The following is a 22,984-nucleotide window of genomic DNA, read 5'->3' as shown; positions in this document are numbered from 1 at the left end:
GTGCCATTAATTTTCAACGTAAAACCAATAGCAATGAAGAGTTTATCGATAAAAATAAATGGAGCCATACTTGCGCTCGTCCTGACCGGAGCGGTGTTTTATGGCTGCACGGTCCAAGAGGATTTTGATTACCGGCCGGCGGGCATTACCGGTAAGCTGGGAGTGTCTGCATTAGAGTATTTCCAATCCCACGAATCATTTACCATGCTCAGTTCTGCCATTGCCCTGGCCGGACTGTCCGATGCCTACCGCGCAGACGAAACCAAAACCTTTATCGCCCCTACCGACAGGGCCTTTGGGGAATATCTCCAAGCAAATGCCTATGGAAGTTTGGAAGATGTGCCGGTGCCGATCTTGAGGAACCTCCTGAGGTACCACATCGTCGACAACAAGGTGCTGTTTACCGATCCAGAATTGTTCGAAAGTAATTTGCCGATACCATATACCACCGAAAGCGGTCAGGTGATGTACCTTTCCCACAACACCAATTTCGTGGGGCTGGTCAATCAGGGGACCAGCAAGCAATGGGAAATTTCCACCTCAAACCTTGAGCCTACCAACGGGGTGATCCATGTGGTAAACGAAATCGTTTATTTTTCGGCAGCATCCACCGATTTGGACGAGCTGGATCCTTCGGTGAAAACGGATACCATATTTCCATTGGCAGATACCTATATAAATGGCGGAGCAGCAGCCAGTAGGAATTTCGGCGCTGACAATCTGTTAAAAGTTAAAAACGTGACAGGTGATGGGGATTACGACCGAAAGGCGTACCTCATGTTCGATCTGAAGGAACTGCCTTCAGAGGGCGTCATCACCGATCTCCGGTTTGAAGTGGGCGTATCCTTTACCCATGCAAAGAATCTGGACATGAACCTTTATCAGGTACCTGATACCACCTGGACCGAGATGGGCCTGAACTGGAACAATGCCACCATGCCGGTCGACCCGCCAATTGCCACCATCACCACCGCTAAGGTCAGTTCCTTCAATTTCGATTTGACGGATTTCTACGGAGGCCTTGAGCAAAGGGGGAAACTTTCCCTGATGATCGATGGCCAGGATACAGGAGACGAAACCAATGATCTGGCCTCCAAGGAGCACGAAACATTGCCTGCCCCCATGATCATCGCCATCATTGCCACAGGAAACAGTGTGCTTGATCTGGAGACCAACACGGGAATATCAGTGGAATCGGGCGGTAGTGTGGCCCTGGACGCGGGGATGCTGGAAGTAACGGGGGCATCGGCCAATGACATCATCTATACCGTGGAGGAAGCTGCCCAGGAAGGCTGGCTGGTCAGTGGAGCGACCATCCTAAAACCGGGCGACCGGTTCACCCAAAATGACATCAATGTCATGAACTTGGTCTATATCCACAACGGAGAGGGGACAGAAGACCAGCTGGTCCTTTCGGCTCGGGATAGGGCAGGAGCAAAACTTGACACCTTCGAGGTGGACATCCGTATCGAATGAAAACAATCACGACTCCCTCAGGGAACAAAAAATTATAGTATTAACAGCGTTTTAACTAACTTATAGAGGGTAAGGAGCAGCCTGTCCGGTCAACGATGGGATGTCCTGCCCGCTTTCTTAAAAAAAAATGATAGACCTTCAAAAAGACATCCATGTCTTTTCCGACCGAAAACTGGCGGGAACGGCCGCGGGGAAAGAAGTAGAGCAATGTATCGTAAACTTGCAGGCTGCCCAGGAAGAAGTAAGAATCGTTTTTGCGGCCGCCCCTTCCCAAACGGGAATGCTATCTTATTTGGCGCAATCAACCCAGATAAAGTGGGAAAGAGTGATCGCCTTCCATATGGACGAATACATTGGCCTCAGGGCAGGTGCCCCGGAATTGTTCGCATCCTATTTGGAGCAGATGTTGTTTTCCAAATTGCCCTTTAAAAAAGTAAATTTGATCAGGACACATGGCGATATTGATGGTGAACTTTCTCGGTATGGGCGCCTGATTGCCGAAGCCCCCATAGACTTGGTCTGTCTGGGCATAGGTGAGAATGGACATATCGCTTTCAATGACCCGCCGGTGGCGGACTTTGATGACCCCCTGGTGGTTAAAGTGGTCGAATTGGATGAAGCATGTAGGATCCAGCAGGTAAACGACAAGTGTTTTGACCATCTGGATGATGTCCCGACCAGTGCGGTTACGCTCACTATTCCCGCCCTAATGGCAGCAAAGGCGATGGTATGTGTCGTATTAGGTGAAAATAAGAGCCAGGCGGTCAGCGATACCTTGACCAAACCTGTCAGCACGGAGTGCCCCGCATCCATTCTGACCACCCATCCCAATTGCATGTTCTATTTTAACAAAGAGGCCGTAGCGAAGCTCGACGAACGGTCCTATAGAATAACGAAATAAATTCAATTAAATAAAATAAAAGATCCCTTGGAAACACCCACCAAAAGCAAAGCCCCCCACAAGCAGGTACTTCCTCCATTAGCAGCCTATCGCCTGGTGATATGCCTTCTGTGCCTTATTCAGTCCATCGCAGCATATCCCCAAGTAAAGGAAGCTGTGAAAGGTGACGACTTTAATGTGAAAGGCTTCCATTTGGACCTTCGCGTCCAAGTGATGACGCCCGAGGCGTTGAAGGATTTTGCAAGGCAAATGGCGGATTTTGGATTGAATACGCTCGTGATGGAATGGGAGGCGACCTATCCGTTCAAGGACCACCTGACCATTGCCAACCAGTTTTCATACAGTCGTGAGGAAATCGATGATTTTATCGCCTACTGTGATCAATTGGGGATTCAGGTCGTTCCCTTGCAACAAAGCCTGGGACATGTGGAATACATATTAAGAAATCCAAGATACAGTGAGCTGAAAGAAGACAGAAAGGACATTTCCCAGCTATGTCCCATGAAAATAGCAGAAAGTGAAGTCCTGTTCCAGTCCCTGTTCGAAGATTTGGCCCAAACCCATAATTCGGATTATATCCATATTGGTGGAGATGAGACGTACTTGCTGGGGCACTGTGATCTATGTCGTGCCAGGGTGGAAGAGGTCGGCAAATCCCAACTTTTTGTCGACCACATGAAAATGATCGCCAACCTGGTCATCGAAAATGGAAAAACCCCATTGATGTGGGCAGATATTATCCTGAAGTATCCCGAGGCCGCTGCCGAGCTGCCCAAAGAAACCGTGTTTGTCGATTGGAACTATGGCTGGAAGGCCAACCATTTTGGGGATATATCCAAACTGCAGGAGTTAGGGTTTGCCTTTTGGGGAGCACCATCCATCCGCAGTCATCCGGACAATTGGTACATGACCAACTGGCGGACCCATTTCAACAATCAACGGGACTTTATTCCCTTTTCCAGAGAAAGCGGGTATGAAGGAATGGTCATGACCTCCTGGTCCACTTCCGGACTGTATGGTTTTACCTGGGACGTAGGCTACGATGTTGCCAATATGGTACAGATCAGGAATACCTATCCCATGTCAGGGTTCAGGATTTTGATAGCCAGCTACGCTGCGGCCCTGTCCCATCCCGAGGAATTTGCTCCCCGGGAATTTGTGTTGGATTATGCTTCGGAGAGATTTGGTCTGGACGGACAGGAATCGTTACGGCTGTGGGAGTTTTTGAATTTTCAGCGGGAGCTGATCTCGGACGCCAAACCGGTGAAGAGCAAAAATGTGGAAGAGGTCAAGCAACATTACAGACAGGTCAGCGATCCGGTATTGCAGCTTGATCCTGGCCGGAATGTGGAAGAATTCCTTCATTTTAAGCTAATGGCAAAATTGCGAATGCTCTATTTGGACTATAAAGAAGTGGATGAAGTGTACAATTCGCCAGCGTTCACACAGGCGCTTGTCCCGAGCCTTATCCTGCAAATGGAAGCTGTTCTGGATCGCTCCGAAGTACTGGGCAAAGAATTTGCCGACCTGAATTCCGGTTTTCTATATGATGCCGAAATAGCGGAGCTCAACAGACAACGGGAGCTGCCAATGAACGTCTTGTACCACCGATTGGCAAAGTTAAAGTAACATGGAGCTGCTGGATTGGATCGTACTGGGACTATATTTTGTGATGCTGCTGTCCATTGGGCTGTGGGCTTATTTCCGGGTAAGGAATTCGGAAGATTTCTATACGGCAGGAGGGAGGCTTCCTTGGTGGCTTTCTGGGATATCCCACCATGTTTCAGGCTATAGCGGGGCTGTATTCGTAGCCTATGCAGGGATAGCCTATACCCATGGATTTACCATTTATGTCTGGTGGGCTTTGACCGTGGCCATTGCCGTTTTGGTCGCTGCCTTTTACATTGCGCCAAGATGGGCCAGGTTGCGGGTGACCTTTGGGGTCCAGTCGCCCACGGAGTATTTGTTGATCCGCTATAATCTTCCCACCCAGCAGATGATCGCTTGGATAGGTACTGTCATCAAAATTTTTGATACGGGAGGAAAATTGGCCGCCATTGCGATTTTGTTGAATGTCTTTAGTGGAACTTCCATCACTTTCGGGATACTGCTGGTGGGCTTTATCTCTTTGATCTATATCACCATCGGGGGACTCTGGGCCGATGTATGGAATGACTTTGGACAGTTTATCATTCAATTGTTGGCGGGCCTTACCATGTTTGTCATGGTCCTCTTCAAATTGGGTGACGGTATTTCGGGAATTTTCACCCTCTGGGACCGGCTTCCCGAATCGCATGGGGCATTCTTCCATGATCCCTACACCATTGGGTTTGCGGCCGCAATGCTGATGATCAATTTTTTCAGCTATAGTGGTGGGACCTGGAACCTGGCAACCCGGTTTATATCCACCACCTCCGGTAAAGTGGCCAAAAAGGCCGCTTTGCTTTCTTCGGTCCTTTATTTTATATGGCCCTTGGTCCTGTTTTATCCCATGTTTGCTGCACCGGTTTTTTTTGAAAACCTCGTAGACCCGACTTTGTCCTATGGTAAAATGGTGTTGGAGTTCCTTCCCAATGGACTGATAGGATTGGTGTTGGCATCACTGTTTGCCAACACGCTTTCCATGACGGCCTCGGATTCCAATACGGTTTCAGCGGTTATAAGCAGGGACATTTTACCGGTGCTGTTTCCGCAGGTCAAGCGCTTTTCCAAGGCCCAGGCCCTGACCCTGGCACGTGTCACTACGTTGTGCTTTACCATATTGACCATTGTCATCGCTGTCAATGCCGCCCATTTCGGGGGCGTTTTCGGTTTAATGATTTCATGGTTTGCCGCCTTGTTGGGGCCCATAGCGATTCCCATGATCTTGGGTCTGCTGCCCGCATTTAAAAGGAGCGGCGCAATGTCGGCCATGATTGCTGTTTTTTCCGGGCTTTTCACATTTGTATTGCTTAAAATTTGCCCAGTGGGCTCGTTGGCCGTGGAAATAGGAGCACCTACCTTGGTCGCTTTCCTTACCTTCGTGGTCACAGGACTCTTTGGAACCGGAGAAATATCACCCGAGGTCGACCAATTAATTGATGGATTAAGCAATCAGGATTAGTATGGGGAAAATAGAACATATCGAAGGCATCCACTATCAAACACAACGGCCTATCCGGCTGACATTTGATGGGGAATGGATTACTGGCATGGAAGAACAAGAGCATATTTCCTCTTCCCTGATGATTGCTCCCGGACTGGTAGATCTACAGGTCAATGGATTTCAGGGAGTGGATTTTAACGAACCCGGCCTTACGGTGGATGAAGTGGTATCCTGTACGCGGAGACTTTGGGAAAATGGCGTGACGACGTTTTTTCCGACGTTGATCACGGCCAGTGAAGCAGCATTGTCGGATGCCATCAAGAAGATAGTACAAGCCTGCCAGGACCCGGTGATAGCCAGAACAATAGCAGGGATCCATTTGGAAGGCCCATTCATCAGTAAGGATGCGGGGCCTCGGGGAGCGCATCCGCTTAAATATGTGCAAGCACCAAACTGGGGACTGGTTTCCCGTCTTCAAAAAGTGGCGAAGGGAAAGATCAAGTTGGTCACCCTTTCTCCCGAACATGATCAAACCAACGAGGTGATAAAAAAATGTGTGGCCGAGCAAATCCACGTAGCCATTGGGCATACCGCGGCCAAGACCGACCAGCTTGGAAAGGCCGTTGAGGTAGGGGCGGACCTTTCGACGCATTTGGGGAATGCCGCCCACCTTTCCTTGCCGAGACATCCCAATTATATCTGGGATCAGCTGGCTTTGGATGGGCTCTGGACAAGTATGATATCAGATGGGTTTCATTTGCCCGATGCGGTCATGAAGGTGTTCATGCGCGTAAAGCCCGACAAAACTTTCTTGGTGAGTGATTCCACCAAGTTTGCTGGCCAACCGGCCGGCAGCTATCAAAGCCCCATAGGGGGAACGGTTAGGCTGAGCCCTGGGGGGAGGCTGTGCATGCAGGACAATCCCAATTTATTGGCAGGGTCGGCAGCTTCACTCAAATCCTGCCTGGAATATTTGGCCCGAGCAAAACTCGCATCACTTCCCCAGGCCATTGACATGGCATCGATCAGGCCACTTTCCTATTTGGCAAAGGGCAAGAAAATCAAGGCCTTCCAGAAAGGAAGCAGGGCGGATGTGGTCCTGTTTGAATACAAGGACCATAAAATGGTGATCCACAGGGCCATCAAGAGTGGGAGACAAGTTTATTCATCGGAAATATAGTACAGTTTTCAAAGCATTATTTAGATCATGAAATATACCAGATCAGTTTGTTTTCTCCTTGGTTGGATGGTAGCCGTAATGGCCCATGCCGACCTGGAAGCCCAGATCATCCCCTATCCATTGAGCATAGTGGCCTTGGAAGGTGCCTTGGAATTGAATGCAGGAGTACCGATTATCGCAGGAGATGGACTGGGGACAGAAGCCGGATTCCTGTCGGACTATCTGAAGGAACATTTTCAAACCGCATCTCCGATCATGGAAAACGGAAGTGGTATCCAGCTACGTCTGAATGGGGATTTGGCGGATTCCCTGGGTAATGAAGGATATTCCATGGTGATTGACCAATCCATTGAAATAGTTGCCCCTACTCCTACAGGGATATTCTATGGTGTCCAGACGCTGAAACAATTGTTGGCTCCGGAGTTTTCCAAGGGGGTAACCGACCATGTCCAGGTTGCCAATACAAGAATTGTCGATAGGCCACGGTTTTCCTGGAGGGCATTTATGTTGGATGATTGCAGGAATTTCATGGGCATGGATGTGGTCAAGAAGATGCTGGACCACATGGCCATGCTGAAAATGAACGTTTTTCATTGGCATTTGACAGACGACCAGGCCTGGCGCATAGAGATCAAAAAATACCCCAAGCTTACTGAAGTGGGCGGTACAAGAAAAGACACCCAATTGGCTAGAGGAAGCAGTGATAGGGTAGGGGAACCACAAACGGGCCATTATACCCAAGAGGAGATCAGGGAAATCATCCGATATGCAGCAGACCGCCATATCGTGATCGTTCCGGAAATAGAAATGCCAGGCCATGCCATGGCAGCGATAGCGGCCTACCCATGGATCGGTTCGTTGGGAACTACCGTGGAAGTGCCGGTTACATTTGGGAAAATGGAAGACTCTTTCAATGTAACAGACCCAAGGGTCGTTCGGTTTCTAAAGGATATATTGGATGAAGTGGCAGCCCTGTTTCCGGGTGATGCCATTCATATTGGCGGGGATGAAGTCAACCATAATCCATGGATGGATTCCGAATCCATCAGGGGGTATATGCGTGCCAACGGACTTTCTACCCCGATGGACCTTCAGATTCATTTTACCAATCAGATTTCTTCCTATCTTGCCTCAAAGGGCAAAAGGATGATGGGATGGAACGATATATTGGGCCATGATATTCACGATGAACGAAGTGGTTCCACCGAAAAGGTGGAACAGACGCTGGAAAAATCATCTATTGTCCATTTTTGGAAAGGAGACCTGGGACTGGTGGAATCAGCGGCCAGAGATGGTTATGAAGTGGTCAACAGCAACCATTGGGATACCTATCTTGACTATACCTACCAAAGGCTTCCCTTATCAAAGGCCTATGCATTTGATCCGGTTCCGGCAGGTTTGCCCGAAGCGTACCATGGCAAAATTTTAGGATTGGGCACACAGATGTGGACCGAATATACCAGGACCGAAGCTGACATGCTCAGGCAGGCGTTCCCCCGTATATTGGCATATGCCGAGGTCGGCTGGTCTTTTCCCGAGAATAAAAATTACGACAGGTTCCTTAAAGCCGTAAAAGGAATAACGATGCAGTTTAGGCAAAATGGGATAGTATTTGGCGATTATTTGGAAGAATGAAAATGAAGGTTGCTTTGGTTTATAGATCAAGGGCATAAACGGCCATGCGGAAAACAAAAAGGAAGAAAGTGCCTACCAGGATATTCCCGCCTGCAGGAAGCTGGGGGAAACCGAGGTAATGGACAACTATAAACGGATCAAGGCGGAGATCAACGAACTGGTGGAATCGGAACCGGAAAGGATGATGGACAGTCCCGGACTGGAAAAGTATGTTATCGAGAAGAGGTAACTACTTTGTTTTATGTCCGTATTTGGTGGTGGGACTGGCCTCAAAAGGACTCAATTCCACAATTTCCCCATCTTTGTACACCACAATCGGACTGTTTTTTTGCTTTTTGAACTCGACCATTTTTTTATAGGTTTCCTCCAGTCCCTTGATGATTTTGTCCCTGGTATTGTCCATTTTACCTGTCATATTTATGTTTTAACATATCCCAATTTCTTTTGTCATTAACGTTGATTTCATTACCGGGGTTCTCCGCTATGATTTCATAAGGTTCTCCGGAATTGTCAATCAGGAACCATTGGTCAACAATGGGCAAATATAGCTTGAAAAAATTATTCAGCCCCTTTTCATACCTTCTGAGTATCACATCATAGGGGATATGGTGTCCCCCTCCAGGACCCTTACCCTCATCCGTTCGACGGCCAATTGGGGTGAATGTAACCAAAAGAAAAGTAGATATACCTGAAACCCCTTTTCCTTTGCATCTTTGATGAGTTTGGTATAACTCCTGGTCGAAAGGGTAGTTTCAAAAGCAAAACTTTCCCCATTCCTGATCAGGCTTTTGATCCGGGCAAGCATTAGCCTTCCCGCCTGTATGCTGGTCTTTTCAGGCCGGAACGGTGAAATCCCTTTGGCAATTTCATCTGCGTTGACATATTCCTAACAATCCAGTATTTCAGGAAGGATGGTATAAGAAGCAGTGGTTTTCCCGGCTCCATTACATCCCGCCATGACATATAACTTTTTCATGTTATGTAAATATAAGCGATGAAGGATTAAAGAGGCCTATTTTTCATTTCTTATTCAATTACCCCGCAAAGTTAGGCAGGCAGTCCCCATACAGGTCAAGGAACTTCGGCATAAAGCCATTGCCACCTGCTCCGCCTGTTTATTCCGATCCTCCTTGCCTTCAAATGTGATTTTTGGACTCCCCCAAATGGATGATTTCTACCTCCGATTTTTCAACCAGTTGCAGTAATTCTTGTTCCGCGTTCACGCATACAGGACATCCTGCATGGTAGAATGTTGATTTTGCCATAGTTTTGTCAATATTTATGTTAAAGCGATATTGCTTTAACAAAATTGGGAAGCCTGGCGGATTTTTGTATGGACCAGAACCTTTAGGGATTGACATGAACTGGATCAGGGGGAATATAGCTGAGGATGGTAATGGGGCATGAAAAAGCTGCCATTGCACGAGAGAATAGTGGGAGTGTCACGTTAAACCAGCTTCATTTACGGGTAATCAGTATGTATGAAGAGAAATGGGCACGCTCATTATTGCTCCAACGGTACGGTAAAATGGAAAACGGTGCGTCCTCCCACAGGGGACCCTGTCCATATCCCCCCATTGTTTTCAGAGAGGATGGCTTTGATAATTGACGGCCCAGGAGGTTGTCTGTCCCTGTTCAGGCGGAAGAAAACTTTGTATATGTTTTTCCTGTATTCCTCCGGGATGCCCGGGCCATTGTCCCGGACCGGTGGGAGGGCTTTTGGTCCTTTCTTTTCAACAAGTCGCAAATGACCCTTTTGATTGTCGCATTGTACATACATATGATTGGTGATGAACACCTAAATTTGAAACAATGAAGTGGATCAATTGAGCAGGCACTTTGATTAACGAAAACCAATCTACAAATGGTCAAAAAGAATGGGCTTGATCGTAAGTATTTTACCACCCAGGATGGTTGTGAAATTGTATATAAAATTGACGGTGAGGTTACTAATCCTGTTTTGGTGTTGTCCAATTCAATAGCTACGGATCTGGCCATGTGGGATGGACAGGTGGAGGCCTTTTGCAAAAGCTACAGGCTTTTGCGGTTTGATACAAGAGGACATGGCTTATCTGAAAGCCCTGTTGGCGATTACTCTGTAGCGCGCTTGGCAAAAGATGTCATAGAGTTAATGGATTACCTCGGTATTGAGAAAGCCCATTTTTGCGGCCTTTCGCTCGGAGGTTTTATCGGGCAGTGGTTAGGTGTACATGTGCCTCACAGGTTAGATAAATTAATTCTTGCAAACACCTCTCCATACCTCGGTCCCGATACCATCTGGAATGAGAACATTCATTTACTTCGAAACGGTTCAGATATGTCACACTTTGAAGAGCTCTTCATCAATGGGTGGTTTCCAAAGCAAATGATAAATAACCAGAAGAATAGAGTTGTTCCTTTTCGAAAAATGATCCTCAGTACCTCACCCATCGGGCTTGCAGGGGCGTATGCAGCAGTTAGAGATGCTGATTTTCGCAAAACCAATGCCCTTATACCTAATAAAACATTGATTTTGGCGGGTGAGCATGATCAAGTTACCAAACCGGAACACAGTAAGCTTATGCATGAAGTAATTCGAGGTGCTACACTTAAGGTTTTGCCTGTTGTCCACCTCTCAAATATTGAAAGAATAAATGAATTTGAACGATTGGTACTGCAATTTTTAAGCAGTCCTTGAGGTGAACCATTTATCAGAATTGCCGCAAACATAAAGGATTGCTTTAAAACGGTTGTGTGGCATTTGGGGTTGTCCAAAACCTGATTACTGTTTTTGAAATCAATATATTATGGGAAAACTAATAGCGTATGAATTTCTTTCCATGGACGGTTATATGGCTGGTAAGGCAGGCCAGGAAATGGATTTTGTGACCAGTAAATTTTTACCGGAGATGGAGGAGGATATTGCATTGGCCTATCAGCATGTTGATAGGTTCCTTTTTGGAAAGACCACGTATGAAAGCCTCGCCCAATACTGGCCTACTGTATCGCAGGAAGAAGAACCTCTGGCCGATATTATGAATAAAATGCACAAAGTGGTCTTTTCAAGTACGTTGGGACAATTGGAATGGAACAATGCCCACCTGGCGGTGAAAGGGCTTGAGCAAGAAGTAAGGTCTTTGAAGGAAAAGGAAGGGAAAGATATCATGATCATTGGCAGTGCCAGCCTGGTCCAACAGTTGACAGGTCTGGGGTTAATTGATGAATATAGGTTTTTGTTGTTTCCGGTTTTACTGGGAGGAGGCAAACCATTGTTCAAGGCACAGGAAAAAGCCATTAACCTTCATTTGACAAAATCAAAAGCTTATACAAACGGGACGTTACTGTTAAGCTACACGAGGGAATAGCAACCATTAATAAACCCAGGGTATGGTTCCAGGACAATAATAAACATTAAAGTAAACTACATGGATTTAACACATTATCGAACTTTTGGTAGATCAGGGCTGCGGATAAGTCCCATGACACTGGGAGCGATGACCTTCGGATTGGATTGGGAATATGGAGCCTCACCCGAAGATTCAAAAGCCATCCTGGCCAAATACATGGAGATGGGAGGGAATTCAGTGGATACGGCCAATATATACACCAAGGGACATTCCGAAAAAATCATAGGGGACCATTTAAAGGAAAATAATATAAGAAGGGACAGCATGGTGATCGCTACCAAGTTTTTTGGAAACATGTACCCCGGGGATCCGAACGGTGGAGGCACCAGTCGGAAGACAATGATCGAGTCACTGGAAAACTCACTGAGACGCCTTCAAACTGACTTCGTTGATTTGTACTGGGTTCATGCGTATGACGAGTTTACGCCTATCGAGGAAACCATGTCCGCCCTTCACGATATGGTCACTGCGGGGAAAGTGCGTTACATCGCCATTTCCGACACACCTGCATGGAAAATTTCCCAAGCCCAGATGATTGCCCAATTTCGCGGATGGTCTTCCTTTATTGGTTTGCAAACGGAATATTCCCTATTGGAACGAACCTCTGAAGGAGAATTGATTCCAATGGCCAAGGAAATGGGCTTGGGCGTTATGCCATGGTCTCCTTTGAAGCAAGGCATTCTGACCGGTAAGTACACAAGAGAAAACAAGGGAGAAAAGCTCAGCGAACGCTATGAAAACCCAGAGTTCTCTGAAGGAACCTATGACGTAATTGATAGGTTAATAAAACTTGCAAAAGAGAAGGGTGTAACCCCTACAGAAATTGCATTGGCCTGGGTTCTGTCCAGGCCTGGAGTGGTTTCTACGCTTATGGGGGTTCGTACCATGCAACACCTGACCAATAACCTTAAGGCCATGGAAGTGGAGCTTTCCAAAGCGGATATGGCATCGCTAAATGAAGTTTCAGATCCACCGCTCAATTTCCCTGTTCCTTTTCTGAGAAGTGCAAGGAATGTGGCCCATGCAGGGGCAAACATTAATGGCTGGCCATCGATCGTACCACCTATTTTACCGAAGGACCAGAAAGAAGTGTATTGATAAAACGAAGCAACATGAGACTCATCTTAATTCCTGGCGCTTGGTCTGACCAATCTATTTGGGAACCCCTGGCAGCAGCACGTTTTCCAGAGAAAATTGCGGGGCTGATATTTATTGTGGCCTTTTTACCTGAAAATGGGAAATCGCTCCTGCAGGTAGCAGGATTGGATGAGGCTGCAGAAACCAGCGCCATTGAGCAAAACAATGGTTTATGGCCACCACCCACGAAGGAAGAATTAATGGACCAACCATTTTTATCGGAATCTCAAAAACACTATTTATTAAACAAAATGGTTGGCCACCCGGGCAAGACGGTTACCGATAAAGCAAAGATACACGAGGGTGCCCTAGATAAAATGCCTAAATTCTATATTGGAGCTGACTTCTCTAACAGTATAAAGGCAAACCCTGTTAAGGGTAGCATTAATTTTGAAAAATTGGATGGAGGTCATTGGCCTATGCTTAGCAAATCGAAAGAATTAGCTGGAATAATTAAAGACTTACAGATATGAAGTGCGATGTATATACCATTTGGGAAACTTATCAGAGGCAATTACACGCTTATGTAAGAAAACGAGTGTCAAACACTTACGATGCTGAGGATATTTTGCAAACCGTACTGATTAAAGTCACGAATCATTGTGAGCAAAGGAACGATGTAGCCCACATCACACCCTGGCTTTATCGCATTACCCAAAACACCATCAACGACCATTACAAAAGATCAAAAAAGATTGTCCCAACTGATGACCAAACCAACCTAAGTAGAGAACAAGAAGGCGGATATGACGAAGATTTCTTTGTTTGGCTGCACAAGTTTATGGATCAGCTACCCAGCAAGTATGCACGGCCATTACATCTCTCCGACATCAAGGGAGTACCTCAAAAAGAAATTGCAGAAAAGCTAGGTTTATCATTGACGGCCACCAAATCAAGAATTCAAAGGGCCAGAAAAATACTGCGAGAAAGATTTGATGAATGCGGCAAGGTAGAAGCTTCAGGGGACCAGTTACTGTCCTATAACATTACCAAAAGTTGTTGTCTAAATACGCTATAATATTTTGCGTCTTTTCAGTGCTTTCAGCGAATAAACTATAATTTAAATCATTAGGAAAAATGGAAGCGCAGACAAAAAGCGTATTAAAAGTAGAGATCATTCAAGTAGAGATGTCAAACGACACAAGCAGTTCCTGTTCGGCTTGTGACACAGTACAAGGCAAATTAACATCGGCCATTCAGGAGGTACAAAAGCTCTTTGATCATATTGACTGTGAAATCTTGTTGAAGTCAACCAAAGTAAAAAATACAGAAGAGGCTGAAAAAGCTCAAATTATCGCTTCACCTACCATACGGGTAGGCTATTTAGATTTTTACCCGAACCATATCCACGATAATTCTGAAGAAAGGGAATGGACGTGGAAGGATTTAACCTTGCCTGAACCCACAAAAGAAATCCTGATAGAGGTTTTGTTAAAGGGCTACTTTGAACCTCGAGAGGAGTCAAAAAAAATGGAAATGTCACCATATATTTTAAAGTCCTTAAACGAAAGTCAACAAGAAAAATCAGACTGCGAATGCAGCTAAAATATAATTATCATGAAAACAAAACAGATTTGGGCCAACCTGGCCGTAGAGAACATACATCGCACGAAATCATTTTATGTATCTTTAGGCTTTCAGTTAAATGGTAGGCCTTCTGACGATCTGGTCAGTTTCTTTTTTGGACCAGATAACTTTGTGATTCACTTCTTCAGAAAAGAAAAGCTGGAATCGAGCCTGGAGGGTAAAACAGCAGACCTAAGCCAAGGCAATGAAGTCATGTTTTCCTTAGCAGCTGATACTAAGGCTGCGTATGACGACTGGGTAATTGAAATCCAGCAAGCAGGTGGTACCATTGTTTTCGATTCAAACACCGATAGAAAAGCCTATTATGACGACAATGGCTTTTACGTGTGCGTGTTTACAGATCCGGATGGACATAAATTCAATTTGCTATATAATAAGAATATATGATGCACAGATCAACGGTATCATACTTTCATTAAAACGAAGTTGAAGTTCAACAAAACATGAGTATTACCCTATGAAAAATAGACTATTATTAATATATATTGCTTGCAGCATTTTTGTTAGTAGCTGCTATCGAAAAAAGGTTGAAATGAAAGAACAATTAGTAAAAAACAATGAAGTTGAAATTTTTACCCAAAGTTTTGGTGAGGAAAAGAATCCCGCAATACTTTTAATTTCAGGAGCTACGGTCTCCATGTTATATTGGGACGAGGAATTTTGCACGCAATTAGCTGCAAATGGTTTTTTTGTAATTCGTTTTGATAATAGAGATGTCGGAAAATCAACCTTTTACGAACCAGGTGAAGCACAGTATGACATTGTTGATTTGACGAATGATGTTATTGCAATTTTAGATGATTATGAAATCGATCAAGCACATCTAGTTGGGATGTCATTAGGTGGCCTAATTTCACAAATTGCTGCAATAAATTATCCGGAAAGAATTCAAACAATGACACTTTTTGCTACAGGGCCTTGGGGAGATTCCGATCCAAGTATTCCAGAAATGGATACCCGAATTTTGGATTTTCATAGTAAAGCTAGTTCAGTAGACTGGACTAACGAAGATAGTGTGGTAACCTATTTAATTAAAGGTTCCCAGTTAATGTCTGGTAAAAAAGAGTTTGAGAGAGAAAGAATTGAAAACCTAATAAGAGCTGAATTTAATAGAGCAAACAATTATATCAGTATGTTTAATCATGCCACCTTAGCTGGTGGCGAAAAGTTTTGGGATAGATTAGATGAAATCCAACAACCTACTTTAGTGATACATGGGACGGAAGATAAAATTTGGCATTATAGGAACGCAAGTGTTTTGGTGAGAAAAATAAAAAAGTCAAAATTACTTACACTAGAAGGCACTGGACATGAACTACATAGTCAAGATTGGAATGTGATAATAGAAGGTATAAAAAAACACATAAAAGGAGATTAAAAAAACAGCAGACTATGTTGTAATTAGAGGGTAACACTATAAAGAAAACCTGAATGCTTTGTCCCCATTTTGAAAGCCCAATCGTCATTAGGGTGAACATAAAAAATTTATCAAAATGAAAGAATTCGCATTAATTTTCAGATTAAAGGACATTTCGGACTTTAAACCATCGCCCGAACAAATGCAGGAACGTATGAACTGGCTGGGTGGGATTGCCGCACAAAACAAAATTGTCGATAAAGGGAACACCCTCTTGCCAAGCCCGGAAAGTGCCAAAACGATACAACCGAATAATGTCGTCACAGACGGGCCTTACACTGAAATCAAAGAATTTATCAGTGGTTACCTGGTTGTAAAAGCCGAAAACATTGAGGAGGCTGTGGAAATGGCAAAGGGTAATCCGATTTTTGATCAAGTGGGTGGAAGTATAGAAGTGCGAGAAGTCCTAAAACGTGATTAGTTTTTGAAATCTCAAGTATCACATAGGGAACTTGTTCCGCATCTTTTCCGACAGGAATACGCGAAAATGACGGCAATATTATGCCGTCATTTTGGTTTAAAGCATATGGAAATTGCCGAAGACATTACCAGCGACACCTTTCTGAAAGCGTCCGAACATTGGGCAATCAACGGGGTTCCCGAAAATCCTACGGCCTGGCTCTATACAGTGGCCAAAAACAAGGCCAGGGATTATTTCAAGCGAACCGATGTATTTGAAAAGCAGATCATGCCTGACCTTAAGTCAGGTGATACCGAGCCAAGTGAAATGGTATCATTTGATGACCAACTCATTTCAGATAGCCAGTTGGCCATGATATTTGCCGTCTGCCACCCGGCCAATTCAGGTGAAAGTCAAATTGCATTGGCACTTCAAATTCTGTGTGGTTTTAGTGTAGAAGAGATTGCCAATGCGTTTCTCTCTAAAAGGGATACCATTAAAAAGCGATTGCAACGGGCAAGAAATAACCTTCGTAACACCGATTTCCAAATTAAAACATTATCGACAACTGAAATCCAGTCTAGACAGGGAACGGTTTTAAAAACGTTGTACCTGCTATTTAACGAGGGCTACTATTCAACATCGGGCAATAAATTTATCCGGAAAGAGCTTTGTTCGGAAGCAATAAGATTGATGTTGGTATTAACCGAAAACCCGCTCACCAATTCAGCTCAAACCAATGCTTTGATGGCGTTAATGTGTTTTCAGAGTTCACGAATCGAGGCTCGTACAGACGAAAATGGTGAAGTCATTCTGTTTGATGAACAGGACAAAAATCTATGGGATATGTCACTCATCGAACGGGGGATTTATTATTTGGTCAATGCCACCAATGGAAAGGAAACCTCAAAATATCATTTGGAAGCAGGCATAGCTTACTGGCACACCACTCAGCATGGCGATAAATGGGGAAATATCCTGCGATTGTACAATCAATTGCTATTGATGGAATACTCCCCCATAACTGCGTTGAACAGAACCTTTGCTTTTTCCAAGGTTTACGGACACCAAATGGCCATTGCGGAAGCTGAAAAGTTAGGCATAAGAGAAAGCAGTCAATACTATGAATTGTTGGGGTATCTATACGCCCAATCCGATAAAATAAAAGCAATTCAATACTATGAAGCAGCCATAAAACATACGAAATCTAACACCAAAAAAGCCACCTTGAAAAGGGAAATTGAGCGATTGCAGAAGATTATATGGTGAGAAACACAAACCCTAAAAGCAATTGAAATGAAAATCGACCAAAAAGTATCCCACGGAAAAGAAAGTACGAAACAAGGTTAACATTGAAAAAGAAATGGAAACAGAGGTCTACCCAAAAGTTTATTTATACAGGAGAATAGTTCAAGCAAAACTATTCATTGACATCCACTATGCGGATAAAATAGACGTTGACAACATTTCCGATGAAGCCTATTTTTCAAAATTCCATTTTATAAGACTTTTCAAAACAATTTATGGAAAGACACCTCACCAATATTTGAAATCCGTGAGGATTGAAAAAGATCAACAAATTTTAAAAAAAGAAGGTATTTCAGTAAGCGAAGTTTGTACAGCTGTTGGCTTTGATAGCTTCTCCTCTTTTAGTACGTTGTTCAAAAGAATGACGGGCGAATCACCATCCGCCTATTCAAAACGTCATATGGAAACCAAAGAGAAAAAGGATAAGAAACCTTTGGCATTTGTGGCAAGTTGCTATGCCTATCAACACGGATGGTTAGAGAATGGCAATTTTGAAGAAGTCAGCAAATAATTGATTACCGATATTGCGGATGCATTAAGGCTAAAAAAATAGAATAATGATTACAAAAATGACAGTTATTTGACAAAGAGATTTTGTGTTTCACTTTTTTGAGTATAAAAACGCACCCATTATCAAATTCTTTAGGGTGTTATTGATTTAAAACAAATAACTGATTATCCAATAATGCATCAAGCAGCCACTTTTTTTGCCGTAAATTCCTTCACTCTATCTTTTTCTTTTGAAATTCAAACGGCAACTCTGCTCATCTGGAAAGGTTCGATAAACTCTAAAATTTCCATTCGTTTGAAGACTTGGAACAACTAAGGATAATTGCTGAAGAAGGGAGGGTAGATTACAATCATAATCACCCACATAGTTCGCTGAACGGCCTATCTCCAATAACCTTTTACCAAAAGGCTGTTGAGCAAGGAAATATTAAGCCAAGATCGATTGATATTAATCAGAAAAAGTTGAATTTAGAGTGGTCCGATAGCTAGTAAAGCTTCAGTACAACAATACTAGATAATCCAATGAAATACAAAATAATAAAGCCTCCCCTTGAATTAGCCCCCTTTATTAATTTCTATTGGGAGTTGAAAGGAAATAATTTTAAAGGTCAAAAGGAACGGGTTTTCCCAGATGGATGCACTGGTATTGTGATGAATCTAGGAAACAAATGCCTTACAGATAACGGCTCACTATCAATGGAATTTGGGAAAACTTACGTGGTTGGTGCCATGACTTCATTTAAAGATAGCTTTATTGATACTGATACACATTTAATAGGGGCATGCCTAAAGCCGGGCACTTTTACAAACTTCTATGCCTTACAGCATGAACTGACTAACGATACCGTTGAATTTGAAAAACCTCAATCTTTTAATCTTGATAAAACTTTTGAAAATTCTTTCAATTATTTTAATCAGTTTTTTTCGTCAAGATTAAAAAACAAAAATTACCAACTACAATCAATTATCAGCGATATTCATTCAACGAATGGGCAACTGTGTATCCACGAATTATCAAAACGCAACTTTACAACAACTAGGCAACTCGAACGCAGATTTAAAAAACTCGTTGGAATATCGCCAAAAAAATATTCAAACATTATCCGTTTTAGAAATGCTTTAGGTTTAATTAAAGATTCAAGGCAAAATCAGAGTTTACTAGATATTGCTTTTGAATGTGGATATTATGATCATTCACATCTCACAAACGAAATAAAGCGATATACAGGTCTTCGGCCCTCTGATCTCTAAAAGGTCGTTTTTTTCCAAAGCAAGCTTTTGGGGACATTCTTAGTTTTGTGGAAAAATTTATATTCAATGAGAAAAGTAAAACTATTTATAGCAACCAGTTTAGACGGATTTATAGCCCAACCAAATGATGACCTTAGTTTTTTAAAGTTAGTCGAAAAAGAAGGAGAAGATTATGGATATACAGCATTTACATCTACTGTTGACACTATTATTATAGGTCGCAAAACTTATGATTATGTTGTAAAAGAGATTGGTGCTTCTCACTACGATAATGGGAAACGAGATGTTTATGTAGTTACAAGAACAGATCGACCAGATAGTGGTAGAATCAAGTTCTATTCAGGCAGTCTGGTGGATCTAATTGCTAAACTAAAAAGTAAAAAGGGAAAAGACATTTATTGTGATGGCGGTGCTGAAGTTGTCAATGAACTTTTGAAGAATGACTTAATAGATGAACTCACTATTTCCATTGTCCCCATTCTTGTTGGTAATGGTACAAGATTATTTAAAGAAGGTAGACCAGAGCAACTATTGGAATTTGTAAGTGCCAAAACCTTTGATACGGGATTGGTGCAGTTGTATTACAAGCGAAAAAAAATATAAGAAAATGGAAAGTCAAGTCGGAAAAACTAAAGATGTAGGATTTCAATTTGGAATTAGGAAAACTTTTCCTGTTTCGAGTGAAAAGGCATGGGATTTCTTGTTCTCCAATTCTGGTCTAAGTATATGGTTAGGTAAATTGAAAAATGAACTTGAAATTAAAAAGGAATACGAAACTAAAAATGGCATAACAGGTCTTGTTCGTGTTTTTAAAACAAATTCACACATTCGCTTGAATTGGAAACTTGCCCATTGGGAAAACGTGTCAACCGTTCAAATTCGAGTTATTGGAAATCAGACAAAGGCAACCATAGCCATCCATCAAGAGAAATTATTGAATACCGAACAGCGAAATGAAATGAATACATATTGGACCGAGATAATGAAGAAAATCGAGGCTGAATTATTATGATCGAGGTGTTATGGCATCTTTATTTCTGATAAATGGGATACTATCAATAATAACGTTTAATTATATCAACTCATTACGCTTTATAAATCCTTATCAAAAGATTGAATAAACAACTGGGATTTTGGAAAACAAAATATTAAAATACCTCTCAAAACACACTTCAATTACAAAGGAGTTAGAGAATGCCATACACGAAAGTGTATTTTTCAAAACCTATAAAAAAGGTACTATACTACTTAAAGAAGGTAGTTTAGCAAATGAATGCTATTTCATTTTAGAAGGTTGTATTAGAAGCTACTTTTTAAAAGGTGGAGAAGAAAAAACCATAGAATTTTATACAGAAGAAGATGCTGTAACACCTGCCAATTATGGAAAATCAACCCCTTCCAAGTATTACCTAGAATGTATTGAAGATACTGTTGTTAATGTGGGAAATCCAACCATAGAAAAAGAAATCTATCAAAAGTATCCCGAGTTAGAATCCTTATCGAGGGTAATAGCTGAAGTAATATTAACGAAGCAACAAGAATCTTTCACTGAATTTAAAACATCAACCCCAGAAGAACGCTATTTAAATTTACTTAAGACAAAACCAGACTTACTACAAAGAGTTCCTCAGCACCAGGTAGCAAGCTACTTAGGCATAAAGCCAGAATCATTAAGTCGAATAAGAAAAAGGTTGATGGTTAAGTAGATTGCATTCTTAACTTAAGTCAATGTATTCCAATAAGCACCATAATATTTTTGGGGAAATTTTAATCAAAAATTTTATGGATAACCTCAGAAAAAAGTCAATTACCGTTGGTATATTATTAATTCTTGGCATAGCCGTAGGTATTTTAAGTATAGACCCGGTTATTGATGAGATGGGTAATCTTGAAAGCGTTTCGATTCATTCAAATGAAATACTAATGAGGGCTTTCATGCAATTTATCTTAGCTCTGATTTATGCAAGTATTCCTATAATCCTATACACGCTACTAAAAAAAATCAACACCAGTTTAACGATTGGTTTTCTTGTTTTTAGAATTATTTCTGTAGCATTCATTTTTATAGGCTGGCTGAGCATACGTAACCGCCCTATTAACCGCGTGTTGTTTGGTTAAAGTTTTGTGGGTATAGGTCACGGATGTTCTTATGGTTGGTGGTCATGATATTTCTCAGAGCATGTTCGAGCCACTGTTGGGGATTGACGTCATGTAATTTACAGATGCCGAAGAAGGAATAGATCATGGCCGCCCTTTGGGCCGCTTTATGGGAGCCGGCAAACAGGTAGTTTTTTCTGCCGACCACCATTGATCTGATTTCCCTTTCCACGGGATTGTTGTCGATCTCCAGTTTACCGTCATACAGGTAATTGGACAGTTCGGCCCATCTGTTTGCCGAGTAGAACAGGGCTTTTCTCAGCCCACTTTTGGGCAGGGCCTTGGGCAGCTGCTTCTTGATCCACTCGGACATTTTGTTGATCACCGGCAAGGCCTCGTCCAAACGGAGCTTCTTGCGGTCTTCGGCAGAGAGGTTTTCCTTCTTGGCCTTTCTTTCCACATCGTAAAGCTTGCCGATAAAGCCCAGGGCCTCGGAAGCGGCCTTCTTGTTTTCCACCAAGGTCTCAAAAAACTTTCTCCTTGCATGTGCCCAACAGGCCAGGTGGGTGACCTGCTTATTGGCCACATAATGTTCGTACACGCCATATCCATCACTCTGCAGGTAGCCCTGAAAGTTTTCCAGTATGGCACTGGGGCCTTCCTTGCTCCGGGTAGGCCGGTAATCAAAGAGTACGGTGTTTTCCAAAGGGTTATGGTATACCCAGTAGTAACCCGTGTGGCAGGCGCCCTTCTTGTTGTCGCTGTCCAATACCCGGATGGTACTCTCGTCCACCATAAGATAGCCCATGGCCTTGGTGTCGTCCACCAGACAGTCGTACAGGGGTTCGAGTTTTTCCAGCCCCTGTTTCACCCATCCCTCAAGTGTGGTGGGCGCTATGGGGATCTTTTCCCGTTTGAAACGCTGCGCCTGCCGGTACAGCGGCATATGTTCCAGGTATTTCCTTGTAAGGATGTCGGTGAGCAGGCCGTAACCCGGGATGCCCTTTGGAATGGCCCTTTCCGGCAACAGGCCGATCTTTACCCCGGCACTGCTGTACCTGTCCTTTGGGGCATACTTATAGCGGATGTATCTTCTGCGGATATATTGGGCAGGGATATAGTCCAGCTCTTCGGTCACTTCCTTGCCGATACACTCCATGCCGGAAAGGTCCCCTTCCGGATGGATCTCGATCTCTTCCACGGGAAGGTGGTCGGGCAAGGGCTGTCTGCCCGTATGGGCGGGACGTTTCTTGCGGATGTATTCCACCTTGCGGGAAAACCCTTCCTGCTGTTGCTGTTCTTGCTCTTGGTCAGGTTCAAAGGGCAGGGCCATCTGGTCCTTGTTCCCTAAAAAGCGCTCCCGCTTCTGGGCAAAGGACATGCGCTTGAACTTCTCGATCATCGCCAACAACTGCTTCTCATAAGCTTCTTTCTCGGCCAGGATACGTTCCTTCTCGGCTATCACCCGCTCACGGTCGGCCACCTGTTGCTCTGACTTTTGCAGCAGGGCAAGCAGTTCGGCTTTGGTCAACTGGTCGAGTGGCTTTGACATGCCCGAAAATAAAACCTCCCGCTTATAAAACCATGGACTTTTTTTCCACAGCCCCTGTGGAA

The 22,984-nt window shown here is 43.5% G+C and carries 26 protein-coding genes and 1 pseudogene; 23 read left to right on the top strand and 4 right to left on the bottom strand.

Annotation, left to right across the window (positions count from 1 at the left end):
- Positions 1 to 33 precede the first annotated feature (33 nt).
- The 6 genes from ECHVI_RS21020 to ECHVI_RS20995 all read left to right on the top strand — a co-directional run bounded on the left by ECHVI_RS21020 (position 34) and on the right by ECHVI_RS20995 (position 8,277).
- Complete coding sequence (locus ECHVI_RS21020) at positions 34 to 1,476, top strand: CBM96 family carbohydrate-binding protein (protein ID WP_015268032.1); 1,443 nt, start codon at positions 34 to 36, stop codon at positions 1,474 to 1,476.
- A gap of 127 nt (positions 1,477 to 1,603) precedes the next feature.
- On the top strand, positions 1,604 to 2,377 hold the full coding sequence (locus ECHVI_RS21015) for a 6-phosphogluconolactonase (RefSeq protein ID WP_015268031.1): 774 nt from the start codon (positions 1,604 to 1,606) through the stop codon (positions 2,375 to 2,377).
- A gap of 27 nt (positions 2,378 to 2,404) precedes the next feature.
- The gene (locus tag ECHVI_RS21010; protein WP_015268030.1) at positions 2,405 to 4,006 is read left to right on the top strand and encodes a family 20 glycosylhydrolase; all 1,602 of its coding nucleotides are present in this window, start codon (positions 2,405 to 2,407) and stop codon (positions 4,004 to 4,006) included.
- Between the two features lies 1 nt (position 4,007).
- Positions 4,008 to 5,480: a sodium:solute symporter family protein gene (locus ECHVI_RS21005; protein ID WP_015268029.1), complete on the top strand. Its 1,473-nt coding sequence runs from the start codon at positions 4,008 to 4,010 to the stop codon at positions 5,478 to 5,480.
- Between the two features lies 1 nt (position 5,481).
- A complete protein-coding gene (locus ECHVI_RS21000) occupies positions 5,482 to 6,642 on the top strand; it encodes an N-acetylglucosamine-6-phosphate deacetylase (RefSeq protein WP_015268028.1) in 1,161 nt (386 codons plus the stop codon).
- Positions 6,643 to 6,669: 27 nt separating this feature from the next.
- On the top strand, positions 6,670 to 8,277 hold the full coding sequence (locus tag ECHVI_RS20995) for a beta-N-acetylhexosaminidase (protein WP_015268027.1): 1,608 nt from the start codon (positions 6,670 to 6,672) through the stop codon (positions 8,275 to 8,277).
- A 229-nt stretch (positions 8,278 to 8,506) separates the two neighbouring features.
- Here ECHVI_RS20995 and ECHVI_RS20990 read toward each other — a convergent pair whose 3' ends face one another.
- The 3 genes from ECHVI_RS20990 to ECHVI_RS20975 all read right to left on the bottom strand — a co-directional run bounded on the left by ECHVI_RS20990 (position 8,507) and on the right by ECHVI_RS20975 (position 10,024).
- Positions 8,507 to 8,692 (bottom strand): hypothetical protein, encoded by a 186-nt coding sequence (locus ECHVI_RS20990; protein ID WP_015268026.1) that lies wholly within the window; start codon positions 8,690 to 8,692, stop codon positions 8,507 to 8,509.
- A gap of 174 nt (positions 8,693 to 8,866) precedes the next feature.
- Positions 8,867 to 9,082 (bottom strand): zeta toxin family protein, encoded by a 216-nt coding sequence (locus ECHVI_RS24175; protein WP_245553390.1) that lies wholly within the window; start codon positions 9,080 to 9,082, stop codon positions 8,867 to 8,869.
- Between the two features lie 699 nt (positions 9,083 to 9,781).
- Positions 9,782 to 10,024 (bottom strand): ATP-binding protein, encoded by a 243-nt coding sequence (locus ECHVI_RS20975; protein WP_157501557.1) that lies wholly within the window; start codon positions 10,022 to 10,024, stop codon positions 9,782 to 9,784.
- Positions 10,025 to 10,141: 117 nt separating this feature from the next.
- Between ECHVI_RS20975 and ECHVI_RS20970 the strand changes: the two genes are divergently transcribed.
- From ECHVI_RS20970 to ECHVI_RS20895, 17 genes and pseudogenes are all read left to right on the top strand, one after another.
- Entirely contained in the window at positions 10,142 to 10,954 is an 813-nt protein-coding gene (locus tag ECHVI_RS20970) for an alpha/beta fold hydrolase (protein ID WP_015268024.1), read from the top strand.
- Positions 10,955 to 11,063: 109 nt separating this feature from the next.
- Positions 11,064 to 11,621 (top strand): dihydrofolate reductase family protein, encoded by a 558-nt coding sequence (locus ECHVI_RS20965; protein WP_015268023.1) that lies wholly within the window; start codon positions 11,064 to 11,066, stop codon positions 11,619 to 11,621.
- A gap of 60 nt (positions 11,622 to 11,681) precedes the next feature.
- On the top strand, positions 11,682 to 12,761 hold the full coding sequence (locus ECHVI_RS20960) for an aldo/keto reductase (RefSeq protein ID WP_015268022.1): 1,080 nt from the start codon (positions 11,682 to 11,684) through the stop codon (positions 12,759 to 12,761).
- A gap of 14 nt (positions 12,762 to 12,775) precedes the next feature.
- The gene (locus ECHVI_RS20955) at positions 12,776 to 13,273 is read left to right on the top strand and encodes a hypothetical protein (protein WP_015268021.1); all 498 of its coding nucleotides are present in this window, start codon (positions 12,776 to 12,778) and stop codon (positions 13,271 to 13,273) included.
- Complete coding sequence (locus tag ECHVI_RS20950) at positions 13,270 to 13,818, top strand: sigma-70 family RNA polymerase sigma factor (RefSeq protein ID WP_015268020.1); 549 nt, start codon at positions 13,270 to 13,272, stop codon at positions 13,816 to 13,818. The genes ECHVI_RS20955 and ECHVI_RS20950 overlap by 4 nt, the downstream gene beginning before the upstream one ends.
- A gap of 59 nt (positions 13,819 to 13,877) precedes the next feature.
- Complete coding sequence (locus tag ECHVI_RS20945; RefSeq protein WP_015268019.1) at positions 13,878 to 14,345, top strand: DUF2703 domain-containing protein; 468 nt, start codon at positions 13,878 to 13,880, stop codon at positions 14,343 to 14,345.
- A 12-nt stretch (positions 14,346 to 14,357) separates the two neighbouring features.
- Positions 14,358 to 14,774, top strand: coding sequence for a VOC family protein (locus ECHVI_RS20940; protein WP_015268018.1), 417 nt, complete (start codon positions 14,358 to 14,360; stop codon positions 14,772 to 14,774).
- 70 nt (positions 14,775 to 14,844) lie between these two features.
- Entirely contained in the window at positions 14,845 to 15,765 is a 921-nt protein-coding gene (gene estT, locus ECHVI_RS20935; RefSeq protein WP_041739056.1) for a macrolide hydrolase EstT, read from the top strand.
- Positions 15,766 to 15,880: 115 nt separating this feature from the next.
- Complete coding sequence (locus ECHVI_RS20930; protein WP_015268016.1) at positions 15,881 to 16,225, top strand: YciI family protein; 345 nt, start codon at positions 15,881 to 15,883, stop codon at positions 16,223 to 16,225.
- A gap of 3 nt (positions 16,226 to 16,228) precedes the next feature.
- A complete protein-coding gene (locus ECHVI_RS20925; protein WP_015268015.1) occupies positions 16,229 to 17,473 on the top strand; it encodes an RNA polymerase sigma factor in 1,245 nt (414 codons plus the stop codon).
- 94 nt (positions 17,474 to 17,567) lie between these two features.
- On the top strand, positions 17,568 to 18,023 hold the full coding sequence (locus ECHVI_RS20920) for a helix-turn-helix domain-containing protein (RefSeq protein WP_015268014.1): 456 nt from the start codon (positions 17,568 to 17,570) through the stop codon (positions 18,021 to 18,023).
- A 299-nt stretch (positions 18,024 to 18,322) separates the two neighbouring features.
- Positions 18,323 to 18,511, top strand: a pseudogene (locus ECHVI_RS24340) (integrase core domain-containing protein); the annotation flags it as partial.
- A gap of 33 nt (positions 18,512 to 18,544) precedes the next feature.
- A complete protein-coding gene (locus ECHVI_RS20915; RefSeq protein WP_015268013.1) occupies positions 18,545 to 19,273 on the top strand; it encodes a helix-turn-helix transcriptional regulator in 729 nt (242 codons plus the stop codon).
- A gap of 66 nt (positions 19,274 to 19,339) precedes the next feature.
- On the top strand, positions 19,340 to 19,876 hold the full coding sequence (locus ECHVI_RS20910) for a dihydrofolate reductase family protein (protein WP_015268012.1): 537 nt from the start codon (positions 19,340 to 19,342) through the stop codon (positions 19,874 to 19,876).
- A gap of 4 nt (positions 19,877 to 19,880) precedes the next feature.
- Positions 19,881 to 20,285, top strand: coding sequence for an SRPBCC domain-containing protein (locus ECHVI_RS20905; RefSeq protein ID WP_015268011.1), 405 nt, complete (start codon positions 19,881 to 19,883; stop codon positions 20,283 to 20,285).
- Positions 20,286 to 20,406: 121 nt separating this feature from the next.
- Positions 20,407 to 20,979, top strand: coding sequence for a Crp/Fnr family transcriptional regulator (locus tag ECHVI_RS20900; protein WP_015268010.1), 573 nt, complete (start codon positions 20,407 to 20,409; stop codon positions 20,977 to 20,979).
- A gap of 76 nt (positions 20,980 to 21,055) precedes the next feature.
- The gene (locus ECHVI_RS20895; RefSeq protein WP_041739053.1) at positions 21,056 to 21,391 is read left to right on the top strand and encodes a DUF4386 family protein; all 336 of its coding nucleotides are present in this window, start codon (positions 21,056 to 21,058) and stop codon (positions 21,389 to 21,391) included.
- Here ECHVI_RS20895 and tnpC read toward each other — a convergent pair.
- Positions 21,369 to 22,922, bottom strand: coding sequence for an IS66 family transposase (tnpC, locus tag ECHVI_RS20890; RefSeq protein ID WP_015267032.1), 1,554 nt, complete (start codon positions 22,920 to 22,922; stop codon positions 21,369 to 21,371). The two genes, ECHVI_RS20895 and tnpC, sit on opposite strands and share 23 nt — an antisense overlap.
- Positions 22,923 to 22,984 lie beyond the last annotated feature (62 nt).

Source organism: Echinicola vietnamensis DSM 17526 (genome assembly GCF_000325705.1).
Taxonomy (GTDB): Bacteria; Bacteroidota; Bacteroidia; order Cytophagales; family Cyclobacteriaceae; genus Echinicola; species Echinicola vietnamensis.
This window is presented reverse-complemented; position numbering and strand designations above follow the sequence as displayed.

What these genes read in the sequence shown, in the direction of transcription:
- ECHVI_RS20920 (WP_015268014.1), top strand. Translation starts at nt 17,568, where the DNA reads ATGGAAACAGAGGTCTACCCAAAAGTTTATTTATACAGGAGAATAGTT.
- ECHVI_RS20965 (WP_015268023.1), top strand. Translation starts at nt 11,064, where the DNA reads ATGGGAAAACTAATAGCGTATGAATTTCTTTCCATGGACGGTTATATG.
- ECHVI_RS21015 (WP_015268031.1), top strand. Translation starts at nt 1,604, where the DNA reads ATGATAGACCTTCAAAAAGACATCCATGTCTTTTCCGACCGAAAACTG.
- ECHVI_RS21005 (WP_015268029.1), top strand. Translation starts at nt 4,008, where the DNA reads ATGGAGCTGCTGGATTGGATCGTACTGGGACTATATTTTGTGATGCTG.
- ECHVI_RS20945 (WP_015268019.1), top strand. Translation starts at nt 13,878, where the DNA reads ATGGAAGCGCAGACAAAAAGCGTATTAAAAGTAGAGATCATTCAAGTA.
- ECHVI_RS20895 (WP_041739053.1), top strand. Translation starts at nt 21,056, where the DNA reads ATGGATAACCTCAGAAAAAAGTCAATTACCGTTGGTATATTATTAATT.
- ECHVI_RS21000 (WP_015268028.1), top strand. Translation starts at nt 5,482, where the DNA reads ATGGGGAAAATAGAACATATCGAAGGCATCCACTATCAAACACAACGG.
- ECHVI_RS20995 (WP_015268027.1), top strand. Translation starts at nt 6,670, where the DNA reads ATGAAATATACCAGATCAGTTTGTTTTCTCCTTGGTTGGATGGTAGCC.
- ECHVI_RS21020 (WP_015268032.1), top strand. Translation starts at nt 34, where the DNA reads ATGAAGAGTTTATCGATAAAAATAAATGGAGCCATACTTGCGCTCGTC.
- ECHVI_RS20905 (WP_015268011.1), top strand. Translation starts at nt 19,881, where the DNA reads ATGGAAAGTCAAGTCGGAAAAACTAAAGATGTAGGATTTCAATTTGGA.
- estT (WP_041739056.1), top strand. Translation starts at nt 14,845, where the DNA reads ATGAAAAATAGACTATTATTAATATATATTGCTTGCAGCATTTTTGTT.
- ECHVI_RS24175 (WP_245553390.1), bottom strand. Translation starts at nt 9,082, where the DNA reads ATGCTTGCCCGGATCAAAAGCCTGATCAGGAATGGGGAAAGTTTTGCT.
- ECHVI_RS20990 (WP_015268026.1), bottom strand. Translation starts at nt 8,692, where the DNA reads ATGACAGGTAAAATGGACAATACCAGGGACAAAATCATCAAGGGACTG.
- ECHVI_RS20955 (WP_015268021.1), top strand. Translation starts at nt 12,776, where the DNA reads ATGAGACTCATCTTAATTCCTGGCGCTTGGTCTGACCAATCTATTTGG.
- ECHVI_RS20970 (WP_015268024.1), top strand. Translation starts at nt 10,142, where the DNA reads ATGGTCAAAAAGAATGGGCTTGATCGTAAGTATTTTACCACCCAGGAT.
- ECHVI_RS20940 (WP_015268018.1), top strand. Translation starts at nt 14,358, where the DNA reads ATGAAAACAAAACAGATTTGGGCCAACCTGGCCGTAGAGAACATACAT.
- ECHVI_RS20930 (WP_015268016.1), top strand. Translation starts at nt 15,881, where the DNA reads ATGAAAGAATTCGCATTAATTTTCAGATTAAAGGACATTTCGGACTTT.
- ECHVI_RS20915 (WP_015268013.1), top strand. Translation starts at nt 18,545, where the DNA reads ATGAAATACAAAATAATAAAGCCTCCCCTTGAATTAGCCCCCTTTATT.
- tnpC (WP_015267032.1), bottom strand. Translation starts at nt 22,922, where the DNA reads ATGTCAAAGCCACTCGACCAGTTGACCAAAGCCGAACTGCTTGCCCTG.
- ECHVI_RS20910 (WP_015268012.1), top strand. Translation starts at nt 19,340, where the DNA reads ATGAGAAAAGTAAAACTATTTATAGCAACCAGTTTAGACGGATTTATA.
- ECHVI_RS20960 (WP_015268022.1), top strand. Translation starts at nt 11,682, where the DNA reads ATGGATTTAACACATTATCGAACTTTTGGTAGATCAGGGCTGCGGATA.
- ECHVI_RS20950 (WP_015268020.1), top strand. Translation starts at nt 13,270, where the DNA reads ATGAAGTGCGATGTATATACCATTTGGGAAACTTATCAGAGGCAATTA.